The 12836-nt window shown below is 68.5% G+C and carries 12 protein-coding genes; 5 read left to right on the plus strand and 7 right to left on the minus strand.

Annotation, left to right across the window (positions count from 1 at the left end; genetic code table 11):
• Positions 1 to 56 precede the first annotated feature (56 nt).
• The 4 genes from kdpB to IXW21_RS05010 are packed head-to-tail and all read right to left on the minus strand — an operon-like array spanning position 57 to position 4447.
• Positions 57 to 2519, minus strand: a complete 2463-nt coding sequence (gene kdpB, locus IXW21_RS04995; RefSeq protein WP_194763155.1) for a potassium-transporting ATPase subunit KdpB — start codon at positions 2517 to 2519, stop codon at positions 57 to 59.
• A 1-nt stretch (position 2520) separates the two neighbouring features.
• Positions 2521 to 4200 carry a potassium-transporting ATPase subunit KdpA gene (kdpA, locus tag IXW21_RS05000; protein ID WP_194763156.1) on the minus strand — a complete coding sequence of 560 codons (1680 nt, stop codon included), beginning with the start codon at positions 4198 to 4200 and terminating at the stop codon, positions 2521 to 2523.
• Complete coding sequence (locus tag IXW21_RS05005; protein ID WP_056276367.1) at positions 4200 to 4289, minus strand: potassium-transporting ATPase subunit F; 90 nt, start codon at positions 4287 to 4289, stop codon at positions 4200 to 4202. The genes kdpA and IXW21_RS05005 overlap by 1 nt, the downstream gene beginning before the upstream one ends.
• Entirely contained in the window at positions 4286 to 4447 is a 162-nt protein-coding gene (locus tag IXW21_RS05010; protein WP_194763157.1) for a hypothetical protein, read from the minus strand. The genes IXW21_RS05005 and IXW21_RS05010 overlap by 4 nt, the downstream gene beginning before the upstream one ends.
• A 315-nt stretch (positions 4448 to 4762) precedes the next feature.
• On the opposite strand from IXW21_RS05010, the gene IXW21_RS05015 reads away from it, so the two are divergent.
• The 5 genes from IXW21_RS05015 (at position 4763) to IXW21_RS05035 (ending at position 9397) form a co-directional block, all read left to right on the plus strand.
• Positions 4763 to 6136, plus strand: a complete 1374-nt coding sequence (locus IXW21_RS05015) for an RNA polymerase sigma factor (RefSeq protein WP_323742171.1) — start codon at positions 4763 to 4765, stop codon at positions 6134 to 6136.
• Positions 6133 to 6489, plus strand: a complete 357-nt coding sequence (locus tag IXW21_RS05020) for a YciI family protein (protein WP_194763158.1) — start codon at positions 6133 to 6135, stop codon at positions 6487 to 6489. Before IXW21_RS05015 ends, IXW21_RS05020 begins: the two co-directional genes overlap by 4 nt.
• A gap of 127 nt (positions 6490 to 6616) precedes the next feature.
• Positions 6617 to 7795: an SLC13 family permease gene (locus tag IXW21_RS05025; protein ID WP_323742172.1), complete on the plus strand. Its 1179-nt coding sequence runs from the start codon at positions 6617 to 6619 to the stop codon at positions 7793 to 7795.
• Positions 7796 to 8009: 214 nt separating this feature from the next.
• On the plus strand, positions 8010 to 8693 hold the full coding sequence (locus IXW21_RS05030) for a GntR family transcriptional regulator (protein WP_194763159.1): 684 nt from the start codon (positions 8010 to 8012) through the stop codon (positions 8691 to 8693).
• 2 nt (positions 8694 to 8695) lie between these two features.
• Positions 8696 to 9397, plus strand: coding sequence for a GntR family transcriptional regulator (locus IXW21_RS05035; protein ID WP_194763160.1), 702 nt, complete (start codon positions 8696 to 8698; stop codon positions 9395 to 9397).
• A gap of 20 nt (positions 9398 to 9417) precedes the next feature.
• On the opposite strand, the gene IXW21_RS05040 is transcribed toward IXW21_RS05035, so the two are convergent.
• From IXW21_RS05040 to IXW21_RS05050, 3 genes are all read right to left on the minus strand, one after another.
• Positions 9418 to 10005: a GNAT family N-acetyltransferase gene (locus tag IXW21_RS05040; protein ID WP_194763161.1), complete on the minus strand. Its 588-nt coding sequence runs from the start codon at positions 10003 to 10005 to the stop codon at positions 9418 to 9420.
• Between the two features lie 225 nt (positions 10006 to 10230).
• Entirely contained in the window at positions 10231 to 12195 is a 1965-nt protein-coding gene (locus IXW21_RS05045) for an APC family permease (protein ID WP_228528200.1), read from the minus strand.
• A 214-nt stretch (positions 12196 to 12409) separates the two neighbouring features.
• On the minus strand, positions 12410 to 12769 hold the full coding sequence (locus tag IXW21_RS05050; RefSeq protein ID WP_194763163.1) for a nuclear transport factor 2 family protein: 360 nt from the start codon (positions 12767 to 12769) through the stop codon (positions 12410 to 12412).
• Between the last annotated feature and the right edge of the window lie 67 nt (positions 12770 to 12836).

Here is a 12836-nt window from a genome sequence, read left to right on the forward strand (position 1 = left end):
TGAGCCCTTCGACAGGCTCAGGAACCCGTTCGTGGATCGCTGAGCCTGTCGAAGCGTCAGAAGCCGGGGATCAGGGTGATGACGAGGTCGATGAGCTTGATGCCGATGAACGGCGCGATCACACCGCCCAGGCCGTAGACGAGCAGATTGCGCTGCAGGATCTGCGAGGCGCTCGCCGGCCGGTACTTCACCCCTCGGAGCGCGAGCGGGATGAGGAAGACGATCACGATCGCATTGAAGATGATCGCGCTGGTCACGGCGGATGCCGGCGAGTGCAGCTGCATGATGTTGAGCGCCGCGAGCCCGGGGAAGACCCCCATGAACATCGCGGGGATGATGGCGAAGTACTTGGCGATGTCGTTCGCGAGCGAGAACGTGGTGAGGGCTCCGCGGGTGATGAGCAGCTGCTTGCCGATGCGCACGATGTCGATGAGCTTGGTCGGGTCGGAGTCGAGGTCGACCATGTTGCCGGCCTCCTTCGCCGCCGACGTTCCCGTGTTCATCGCGACGCCGACATCGGCCTGGGCGAGGGCCGGGGCGTCGTTGGTGCCGTCACCGGTCATGGCGACGAGCCGACCGCCCTCCTGCTCGCGCTTGATCAGCTCGAGCTTCTGCTCGGGCGTCGCCTCGGCGAGGAAGTCATCGACACCGGCCTCCTTCGCGATCGCGGCGGCGGTCAGCGGGTTGTCTCCGGTGATCATCACCGTGCGGATGCCCATGCTGCGCAGCTCCTCGAACCGCTCGCGCAGGCCGTCCTTGACGATGTCCTTGAGGTGCACGACGCCGAGAATCCGGCCGGTGCCCTCCTCTCCCGGGACCTCGGTCCCGGGATCGGCCGCGGCCTCGGCCGCTTGGCTGGACATTCCCCGGTTGGCTGACTGCTCGACGGCATCCGTCCAGCCATCCGTGATCTGTTCAGCCATCCGGGGCGAAGAGTCGGCGACGGACCCGGCGACCCGGTCATCGGCCCTTGCCACTTGGCTGGATATTCCCCGGTTGGCTGACTGCTCGACGGCATCCGTTCGGCCATCCGGGATCCGTTCAGCCATCCGGGCCGAAGAGTCGGCGACGGATCCGGCCGCGAACTTCACGGCGACCACCAGAGGCGTCCCGCCGCTCGAGGCGACGCGGTCGGTGAGAGCGGTCAGCTCCTGGGTCCCTGAGCCTGTCGAAGGGCCGGAGTCGAGGCCCATCCACGCGCTGACCGCCGAGCCTGCGCCCTTGCGGATCTGCGTGCCGTCGGCCAGGTCGAGACCCGACATGCGGGTCTGCGCGGTGAAGGGCACGATGACCGCATCCGCCGGTTCCTCGACGCGGATGCCGTGCAGCGTCGCCAGCTCGACGATCGACGCGCCCTCGGGCGTGGGGTCGGCGAGCGACGAGAGGGCCGCGATGCGCAGCAGCTCCTCGGCCTCGACATCCGACAGCGGCAGCACCTCGTGCGCCTGGCGGTTGCCGTAGGTGATGGTGCCGGTCTTGTCGAGCAGGAGGGTCGTGACGTCGCCCGCAGCCTCGACGGCGCGGCCCGACATCGCGAGCACGTTGCGCTGCACGAGACGGTCCATGCCGGCGATGCCGATGGCCGAGAGCAGGGCGCCGATCGTCGTCGGGATCAGGCAGACGAGCAGGGCGATCAGCACCGGGATGCTGACGGGCGACGCCGCGTACGACGCGATCGGGTTGAGCGCGAGAACCACGACGACGAACACGATCGACAGGCTCGCGAGCAGGATGTTCAGTGCGATCTCGTTCGGCGTGCGCTGACGGCTCGCCCCCTCGACGAGCGCGATCATGCGGTCGACGAACGTCTCGCCCGGCTTCGAGGTGATGCGCACGACGATGCGATCCGACAGCACGCGCGTGCCGCCGGTGACGGCGCTGCGATCGCCGCCCGATTCGCGGATGACCGGGGCGCTCTCACCGGTGATGGCCGATTCGTCGACGGTCGCGATGCCGGCGACGATGTCGCCGTCGCCGGGGATCAGCTCTCCCGCCGTGACGATCACGATGTCGTCGCGCTGCAGCTCGGCCGATGAGACGTCGACCGTCTCGGGCGCTTCGACAAGCTCAGCGACCCAGCCTTCTCGGGTCCCTGAGCTTGTCGAAGGGACGACCTTGCGGGCCATCGTGCTCGTGCGGGTCTTGCGCAGGCTCGCGGCCTGGGCCTTGCCGCGCCCCTCGGCCACCGACTCGGCGACATTGGCGAACAGCACGGTGAGCCACAGCCAGATCGCGATGCCCCAGGTGAACGGCGCGGGCACCGGGGTTCCGCCCGAGTCGGCGGGGCCGCCGAGGAAGGGCTCGGCGATCGCGAGCACCGTGGTGAACGCGGCGCCGACCCAGACGAGCAGCATCACGGGATTGCGCACGAGCGACGCGGGGTTCAGCTTGCGCAGCGCGCCGGGCAGAGCCTGGGTCAGCTGCGCCCAGCCGAACGAGCGCGGCGGTGCAGCCGGGGCGGATGCCGACGCATCCTGCTGTTCCGACGGTGTCTCCGAGGGGGTGGTGGTCATGGTCATGTCAGACGAGTCCTTCAGCGAGGGGTCCCAGTGCGAGCACGGGGAAGTAGGTGAGTGCCGTGATGATGACCGCGACGGCCGAGAGGAGGCCGACGAACTGCGGTCGGTGCGTGGGCAGGGTTCCGGTGTTCTCCGGCACGCGCTGCTGTGCGGCGAAGGATCCGGCCAGGGCCAGCACGAGGACGATCGGGATGAACCGGCCGAGCAGCATCGCGACTCCCAGTGCGGTGTTGAACCACGGGGTGTTCGCGGTGAGTCCGGCGAAGGCCGAACCGTTGTTGTTCGCGGCCGAGGTGAAGGCGTAGAGCACCTCGCTCATGCCGTGCACGCCGGGATTCAGGATGCTGGTCGCCTCGACGTCCGCCCGGATGCCGGGGATCGCGAAGCTCAGCGCCGTGCCGACCAGCACGAGGGTGGGCGTCACGAGGATGTACAGGCTCGCGAGCTTGATCTCCTTCGGCCCGATGCGCTTGCCGAGGTACTCGGGGGTGCGGCCGACGAGCAGTCCGCCGACGAACACCGCGATGATCGCGAGCACGAGCATGCCGTAGAGTCCGGAGCCGACGCCGCCGGGGGCGACCTCGCCGAGCATCATGTTGAGCATCGGCATCATGCCGCCGAGTGCCGTGTACGAGTCGTGCATCGAGTTGACCGCACCGGTCGACGTCAGGGTGCTGGCGCTGCCGAACAGGGTCGAGCCGAGGATGCCGAAGCGCACCTCCTTGCCCTCCATGGCGGCACCCGCGAGCTCGGGGGCGCTGCCGCGGCCGGCGAGTTCGAGGGCCGAGAGGGCGAACGTCGAGATGAGGAAGATCGTGCCCATGACGGCGGCGATCGCGTAGCCCTGGCGGTTGTCGCCGATCATGCGGCCGAAGGTGCGGGGGAGCGAGAACGGGATCACGAGGATCAGCAGGATCTGCAGCAGGTTGGTCCATCCGGTCGGGTTCTCGAACGGATGCGCGGAGTTGGCGTTGAAGAAGCCGCCGCCGTTGGTGCCGAGCAGCTTGATGGCCTCCTGCGAGGCGACCGGTCCGCCGGGGATCGTCTGCGTGCCACCCGAGACCGTGGTCACATCGGTGAACCCGGCGAAGTTCTGCACCACTCCGCCTGCGATGAGGGCGATCGCGGCGAGCAGGGCGATCGGCAGCAGGATGCGTCCGAGGCCGCGGATCAGGTCGACCCAGAAGTTTCCGATCGTGGTCGAGCCGCGACGGGCGAGGCCGCGGATCAGCGCGACGGCGACCGCCAGGCCGACGGCGGCGGAGACGAAGTTCTGCACTGTGAGACCGGCGAGCTGCACGGTGTAGCCCATGGTCTGCTCGGGCGAGTAGGACTGCCAGTTGGTGTTCGCGACGAACGACGCGGCGGTGTTGAACGCCAGGCCCTCGGGCACAGCGGGGAGGCCGAGCGACTCGGGCAGGAACGCCTGCAGCCGCTGCAGTCCGTAGACCAGCAGCAGGCCGACGACGGAGAACGCGAGGACGCCGCGCGCGTACGCCCGCCAGGTCTGCTCGGATGCCGGGTCGACACCGATGAGGCGGTAGAGGCCCCGCTCGACCTTCAGATCACGCGGGGTGCTGAAGACGTGCGCCATGTAGTCGCCGACCGGACGGTACAGCAGCACGATGGCGACGATGAGCACGGCGGCCTGCAGGATGCCCAGCCAGATGTCGGCGCCCATCAGAACTTCTCCGGGGCGACGAGAGCCACCACGAGATAGACGACGGCGGCCACGGCGAGGGCGGCGGCGATGATCTCGAAGACGATCACAGTCGCTCCACCCCCTTCGCGACCAGGGAGACGAGGGCGAACAGCGCGAGAGTCAGCGCGATGTAGATGATGTCGAGCACGAGACTCGATACAACTCCCGTGCCGGGACCGATATGACGATCCTCACGCTTTGCGTACGGCGATAGACGGGGATGCATGCGGGATGCTCACATCTCGAGCTCGTGAGAACTTTTTCGTGCCTCGGTGTCGCATCCGGACGTCGGCGTTCGTTGTTCGGGTGAGAGGCCACCGGTCCCGGTGGCTCGACGACACGAAAGACGCGGTGTGGCTGTGTTGAACGACCCGATGGTGGCGAGCCTGGTCTACCGGCTCGAGGCAGAAGAGGCAGAGCAGCGCATCGTACGACAGCGCGCAGCGCTCGAGCACCCGGGACTCATCCGGCGACCGTCGCTGAGGGCTCGCGCTCGCCGTCTCTGGCCCCGCAGCCCTTTCCGCGCGAGGGGGGAACCGGGATGATCGTCCTGACGGCGGGCCCGGAGTGGAGCCTTCTCGACCGAGCGGACGGAGAGAGCGCCGATGACGCGGAACCGGAGCAGGACAGGGCTCTGCCGATGAGCCCCGATGTCGGAGCGCGGGTCACGCAGGTCTACCGCGACGAGTGGGCGCGCATCGTCGGTGGACTCACCCGACGGTGCGGTGATCTCGATCTCGCCGAGGAGATGGCTGCCGAGGCCTTCGCCGCTGCCGCGGAGCTCTGGCCGGATCAGGGGATTCCGCCCAACCCCGCCGGGTGGATCACGACCACGGCCTATCGGAAGGCCATCGACCGGCTCCGGCGGGAGTCATTGCGCGATGCCAGGCACCGGGAGGCTCTCATGCTGCAGGATCCCGAACCGCCGGAACCCACCGGCGCCATCGACGACGACCGCCTTCGACTGCTCTTCACCTGCTGTCACCCGGCGCTGTCGCTCGAGGCGCGAGTCGCGCTGACCCTGCGGATCGTCGGAGGCCTCACCGTCGAGGAGATCGCGCGGGCGTTCCTCATCCGGGAACCCGCGGTGCGGCAGCGCATCACCCGGGCGAAGGCGAAGATCACGTCCGAGGGCATCCCGTACCGGATGCCTTCGGGCGAGGACCTTCCGGCCCGGATCGACGGCGTGCTCGCGGTGCTCTATCTGATCTTCAACGAGGGATACTTCGCGTCGGGTCCCGGCGTGCCGGCGCTGCGCGGAGAGCTGACGACCGAGGCCATCAGGCTCGCTCGACTGCTCCGAGAGCTCCTGCCCGATGACGCCGAGGTCGCCGGTCTGCTCGCGCTGATGCTGCTCAGCGAAGCGCGCGCAGCGGCGAGAGTCACCGCCGAGGGAGAGCTGGTGAGGCTGGACGCACAGCACCGCGCGGCGTGGAATCACGAGCTCATCGGGGAGGGGCTCGAGCTTCTCGAGGCACCGCTCCCGGTGACCCCGGGTCGTCATCGGCTGCTGGCCGAGATCAACGCGGTGCATGTGCGAGCGGCGGACGCCGCCGACACCGACTGGGCGCGCATCGTCGACCTCTATGAACGGCTCGAGCGCATCGACCCCAGCCCTGTCGTCACCCTCAGCAAGGCGGTCGCCGTCGCAGAGCGGGACTCACCCGACGAAGCGCTGCCGCTCGTCGAGCAGCTGCACGACGCGCTCGACGACTTCCACGGATTCCATGTGGCGCGCGCCGAGCTTCTGCGGGCCGCGGGCCGCAGGGCAGAGGCTCGCGACGCGTATGGCCGCGCGATCGCACTGGCCGGCAACACCGCCGAGATCGACCACCTGACCCGGCGCCGCGATGAACTCGCGGCGCCTGACGCACCCGGAACCGCCGGGACCGCACCGAACGGAGAGAGCAGATGAGCAACAAGTACCTCGTGATCCACATGACAGACCCGACCGGCGGCACGATGGCGCAGGACGAAGACCAGCGCATGCTGGGGGAATGGGCGCAAGAGGGCGACGCCGCGGGACGACTCGGCGAAGGCGCTCCGGTCGCGGGCCGTGAAGAGGCGAAGTCGGTCGCTGTGCGAGACGGCAAGGTGCTCGTCACCGACGGACCGTTCCCCGAGTTCAAGGAGTGGTTCGCGGGGTACGACATCGTGACCGCCGCCACGATCGACGAGGCCGCGTCCTTCATGGCGAAGCATCCGACCGCCGTGATGGGGCGGGTGTACATCCTGCCGGTGGTGAAGCTGCCCTGGGACGAGGACTGAGGCCCGCTGCCGACCCGGGCATGACCGAGGTCGCGGTCGCAGTCGGTGCCGCTCGTTCGACCACGCGGCGACACCGACTGCGGCCGGAGCGAACCCGCGGCCTGTCGCGGCGATCTACACTCAGCGAGTGAGCGCGACCCGACGGTGGCTGGGGCCGGGGACGATCATCGTCCTCGCGCTGGTCGTGGCTGCTGCTGTCTGCCTGGTCACGGGGCTGCTGCCACAGGCGGATGCCGAGGAGCTCGGCGCCCGCATCGCCCCCGTGCTGGGGTTCGTCGTCGCGATCACCATCGTCGCCGAACTCGCCCGAGACGCGGCGGTCTTCGACGTCGTGGCGCAGCGCCTCGCGCGGTGGGGCCGCGGCCGGGTCGCGCTGCTCTGGGCATCCGTCGTACTGCTCGCGGTCATCAGCACCGTGTTCCTCTCGCTCGACACCACGGCTGTGATCGTGACCCCTGTCGTGGTGGTCCTTGCGCAGAGCGTCGGACTTCCGCCGCTGCCGTTCGCGCTCGTCACGGTGTGGCTCGCGAACACGGCATCCCTCGCGCTTCCCGTCTCGAACCTCACGAACCTGCTGGCCGCGCGCGCGATCGGCGATGACCCGTTCGCGTTCCTCGCCCTGAGCTGGGCGCCGACCCTCGTCGGCGTTCTCGTTCCGGTGGCGATCCTCACGGTCGTCCATCGCCGCACGCTGTTCGGCTCCTACCGTCCGCCCGGCGGCGCGGCGGCATCCGATCGCGTGCTGTTCTGGGGAGCAGCCGGCATCCTGCTCGTACTCATGCCCCTGCTCGCTCTGACGCACGATGTGTGGATCCCCGCGACGATCGCGGCTGTGCTGCTCGTCGGGCTGTTCGCGGTGCGGCGACGCCATGTGCTGCGACCCTCGCTCGTGCCCTGGCAGGCGATCGGTCTTGCGACCGCGCTGTTCGTGCTCGTCGAGACCGCTCATGCGAACGGCCTGCTCGCGTTCCTGTCGTCACTGCACACCGATGGTCACGGCCTCGGCGAGATCCTGCGGCTGGCTGCGGTCGGCGCGCTCGCCGCGAACGGCATCAACAACCTGCCCGCCTACCTGGTGCTCGAACCCTCCGCCGGCGACCCGGTCGCGCTGATGGCGCTGCTGATCGGCGTCAACCTCGGACCGCTCATCACGCCGTGGGCCTCGCTCGCGACGCTCCTGTGGCACCACCGGGTGGTGTCGCTGGGGGTCGAGATCCGCTGGTCGCGGCTGATGCTCTGGGGTGCAGCCGTCGCGGTGCCGACCGTCGTGATCGCGACGCTGGCTCTGTCTCTCGTCTCGGGCTGAGTCCGGCGAGCACGGCAGGCATGCCGACGGGGGAGGGGAAAGGGCAGCGACCCAGGTCTAGGGGATCTGGGGAAATCCAGGCGCTGATAGGGGAGTTGCGCCGTCTGTGAGTCGCTGCCCCGCATCTCGACGCTACGCACACCCGCGATAATTCGCTGAAACTTCAGTGCCCGATGTGTAGTGCACCGATGTATTGCAGGCATAAAGTGTGCCCGTGGACGATGTCAGCGCTCCTCTGCCGATCCGGCCGCGGCAGCTCATCCGCGACCAGGTTTTCGCCACGCTCGCCGAGGAGATCATCGACGGGGTGCGTCCGCCCCTCGAAGAGATCCGCGACCAGGACCTTCAGGCCGAGTACGGCATCTCTCGCACACCCATCCGCGAAGCCCTGAACCGCCTCGCCGACCTCGGACTGATCGAGGTCAGCACGAACCGGTTCACGCGAGTCGCTCCGGTCGACCTGAACGCGCAGGCCGAGCGGGTCGAGACCGCGGTCGCCATGATCGGCTACTGCGCGGCGAAGGCCGTGCCGACTTACACCGACGAGCAGGTCGCGGCGATGGAGGCCCACATCACCGGCATCCTCGCCACGGATCTCGCCTGGACCACGAACCGCGAGGGGCTCGCGCTCTGGTACGCGCTGTGGGCCGAGCTCGTGCTGAGCGCCCGCAACCAGACGATGGTCGACATCCTCGACGGCCGCCTCGCGATGCACCTCACGAGGACGGTGCCGGATCAGCCGGTCGCCGACGACCTCGAGGTGTACATGCGCGCCTCGCTCGAGCAGCTGCGCGCGCTGCTGCACGCCCGAGACGGTCAGGGCACACGGGCTCTCATCGAGCAGCTGTTCCTCCGCTCGGTGATCGAACCCCTTCGGGCCGAAGCCACGGCGGAGTGATCATGCCCGACGAGCGCATCGACCGGCTGCTCTCCACCCGATTGCTGGGAGGGTCGGGCGCTGCGGTACCGCTCGTCAGCTCCCGATCGGATGCCGTCGTCGACTCGCTCGCACGATCCATCGAGTCGGGAGAGCTCGGTCCCGGCGATTCGCTCTCGGTCACCGCTCTCGCGCACCGGCTCGACGTCGCCGCGGCGACTGTGCGCTCGGCCCTGATCGCGCTGGATGCCATGCACCTGGTCGAGCATCGTCCGAACCGCGCGTCGGTGGTCGTGACGCCCACGAGCGCCTGGTTCGTCGCGGTCGCCGCGGAGTGCTCCGGCCTGTCGATCGCCGCCGCCGACCTCGGCATCGTCGCGGCGACGGATGCCGAGATCGAGAGCTTCACCGTGAGGGCCGACGAGGTCGCAGCGCTCTGGGCCGAGGAGGGGCAGGATCAGGTCGTCGGCGCCGAAGGGCTCTGGGACCTCCTGCACATGCTCGCCGAGTTCTCGCGCAACCCCTACCTCACCGACCTGCACGCCTCGAAGCGCACGGCGCTGGTGTTCGGCATCCGCTCGCTGAGCCGGTCGCGCAACCCGGCGATGCTGAGGTCCGCCGTCGACGCTCTCGTCACGGCGGCGCGCGAGCGCGACCGCCACGAGGCCGTCGACATCGTGCGCGACCTGTTCATCTTCGTGATCGACGGGGTCACCGAGCTCTGAGCCTGCAGCGCCACTGATTCTCAGTCGTGCCACTCCTCGGCGAGGATGCCGTAGTTCATGCCGTCGAGCCACTCGCCCGAGCGATGCAACGCCGTCTTGCGGCTGAACTCCTCGCGCCGCATGCCGAGCCGCTCCATCAGTCTCCACGACGGCTCGTTGTCGGCGAAGCACCCGGCGTGCACCCGGCGAAGCCCCAGCGGGCCGAAGCAGACGTCGATCACCGCGCGGATGGCCTCGGTCGCATAGCCGCGTCCGGTGTAGCCGGGATCGAGCACCCAGCCGAGCTCTGCCTCGACGCCCTTCGCCTCGTCGGCGACCTCGAGCTGCGCCCACCCGTCACCGATCCTGATCATGACGTCGCCGACGGGCACCGGGGCCTCGCCACTTTCCGGCGGCAGCTCAACGATGTACATCGAGGCCAGGCGATCGGGATCGAGATAGCGCTCGCGGAACGCCTCGATCGTGTCGGGTGCGAGCCCCAGCCAGCGGTTCACCTCGGGCAGGCGTCGCCACTCCCACATCGCGTCGACGTCGGATGCGGTCATCGGGCGGATCTGCAGTCGCTCTGTGCGGACGGGCCAGACGTCGGTGTGTGGCGGGGTGGTCATCGCCTCAGCCTATTCAAGCGCCCGAGCCGTCGATGCGTCCCTTCGACGGGAGGCGCCAACTGACGCACCCGCGTCGCCGCGCTCCGCGACCCAGGCAACGCCGTCAGGCGGCGGTGCCGAGACCCACCTTGCCGACCGAGACCCACCTCGCCGGACGAGACCCACCGCCTGCACGTGGGTATCGTCCGAGAAGTTGGGTCTCGCCGGAAGGTTGGTACTCAGGCCTCAGTTCTCGGGCGGACCCTCGGGCCGGTGCGCGCGACGCCCCTGCACGACCACCGGACGCCCGGCTCGCTCCTGGCCGGGCAACGGCCGCGAGCGGCGACCGTAGATCAGTTCCGACGAATCCAGCAGCCACGGCACGAGCGTGATCGTGACGCCGTGCACGAGCATCAGCTGATTGGCGAGACGGCGGGCGCGACGGTTGTGCAAAAAGGTCTCCCACCAATGCCCCACGATGTACTGCGGCAGGTAGACCGTGACGACGGATGAACCGTGCTTCTCGCGGTACTGCGTGATGAACTGCGAGACCGGCTGCGCGAACGAGCGGTACGGCGACTCGACGATCACGAGCGGGATCGGCACCAGGTGGTCGGCCCAGTCTTTCTGCAGCTGGGCGGCATCGTCGGATGCCACGGCCACATGCACCGCGAGCGTCTTGCCGTGCTTGGCCGCGACCGCGTAGTCGATCGCCTTGACGACCGGCTTCTGCAGCCGGTTGACGAGCACGATGGCGAGGTCGCCCGTCGCACCGAACCTCGTCGTGTCGTCGATCGCGATCTCGTGCTCGACGTCACGGTAGTAGCGCTTGACGCCCATCATCAGGAAGGCGAGCACGGGGATCGCGAAGAACACCAGGTACGCGCCGTGCGTGAACTTCGTGATCGTCACGATCAATAGCACGGTGACGGTCATCGCGGCGCCCACCGAGTTGATGAGCAGGCCGACCTTGGCCGAGCGGCGGTCGGATGCCGAGGCGCCGTCGATTCCCGGCCCGGGGCTCTTCTCGACCGGGCCGCGCAGCACGCGCCGCCAGTGTCGCACCATGCCGATCTGCCCGAGGGAGAACGACACGAACACGCCGATGATGTAGAGCTGGATCAGAGTGGTGAGCTTCGCCTGGAAGATCACCAGCACCGCGATCGCGGCGATGCCGAGCACGATCATGCCGTTCGAGAACACGAGCCGGTCGCCGCGGGTGTTGAGCGACTTGGGGGCGTAGCCGTCGCGCGCGAGCACCGATCCGAGCAGCGGGAAGCCGTTGAAGGCGGTGTTCGCGGCGAGCAGCAGCACGCAGGCCGTCGCGGCCTGGATGATGAAGAACAGGATGCTGCCGCCGCCGAAGGTCGCCGAGGCGATCTGCGCCATGAGGCTCGGCTGCGGGTTCGAGCAGTCGAAGCCGATCAGGTCGCACGGGTTCTCGGCGTAGTGCACACCCGAGATCAGCGCGAGCGCGGTGAGGCCGGCGAACAGGCACGCGGCGATCGAGCCCATGAGCACGAGTGTGGTCTGCGCGTTGCGCACCTTCGGCGTGCGGAACGCCGGCACGCCATTCGACACGGCCTCGACGCCGGTCAGGGCGGAGCATCCGCTCGAGAAGGCACGCAGGATCAGCAGGATGACCGCGGCCTGCCCGAGGTCTTCGGAGTGCACCGCGAACTCGGCGCTCGAGGCGACCGGGGCATCGCCCAGGAAGGTGCGGATCAGGCCCGTCACGATCATGAAGCCGACCGAGCCGATGAACACGTAGGTCGGGATCGCGAACACGAGCGACGCCTCGCGCACGCCGCGCAGATTCACGAGGATGATCAGGATCACGAAGCCGACGGCGAGCTCGACGCGCAGCGGGTCGAGCCCGGGGACCGCGGAGATGATGTTGTCGACACCGGATGCCACCGACACGGCGACCGTCAGCACGTAGTCGACCAGCAGCGCAGCCGCGACGATGACACCGGGGATCTCGCCGAGGTTCTTCGATGCGACCTCGTAGTCGCCGCCGCCCGAGGGGTAGGCCTTGATGAGCTGGCGGTAGCTGAGCACCACGACGATCAGCAGCACGACGACCGCGACAGCGACGAGTGGGGTGAAGGACAGGAAGGTCAGCCCGCCGATGAGCAGGATCATCACGAGCTCCTGCGGTGCATAGGCGACCGAGCTCAGAGCATCCGACGCGAAGATCGGCAGCGCCATCTTCTTGGGGAGCAGCTGATCGTCGACCTGAGCACTCGTCAGCGGGTCGCCGATGAGGATGCGCTTGACGCGGGGCGGGGCGTCCGTGAAGTCACGGGTTTCATCTGACACGTCGGGCGACTTTACGCCTGCACACGCGTCCCTTACGTGATCCTCACGGAATCCCTACGGGCGCTCGGGCGTCCCTAACGCAAACCTCACGGCCCAGCCCCGGTCAGTTCTGGTGCGGGCGCGGCATGTACCACTCCGTGAACTCCGTCGCTCGTCCGTCAGCATCCAGCCGGACGATCCACAGATTCAGATAGTCGCGCTCCGCGGGATACTTCGTGCGTCCCTCGATCACGACGAAACCAGCATCCTCTCGGACGATCCACCACTCGAACGTCCACGTGTCAGGGGCGTCGAGATCCTCGAGCCAGCCGGCGACGATGTCGGCCCGGCCGACGCGAGGTTCGGAATCGGGATTGGTCAGATACTTCGCGTCGTCGCTGAAGAGCGCCGCGATCTGCTGGGGATCGTTCGACCTCCACGCCTCGACGTATGCTGCGGTCCATTTCTCTCCGGGGGTGGTCATGTGCTCCGTTCTAGACCGGGCCTCCGACATCGTCAAGGTGCTCGACTCTCATCGACGATCCACAGCC

Source organism: Microbacterium sp. UFMG61, assembly GCF_015354505.1.
Classification (GTDB): Bacteria; Actinomycetota; Actinomycetes; order Actinomycetales; family Microbacteriaceae; genus Microbacterium.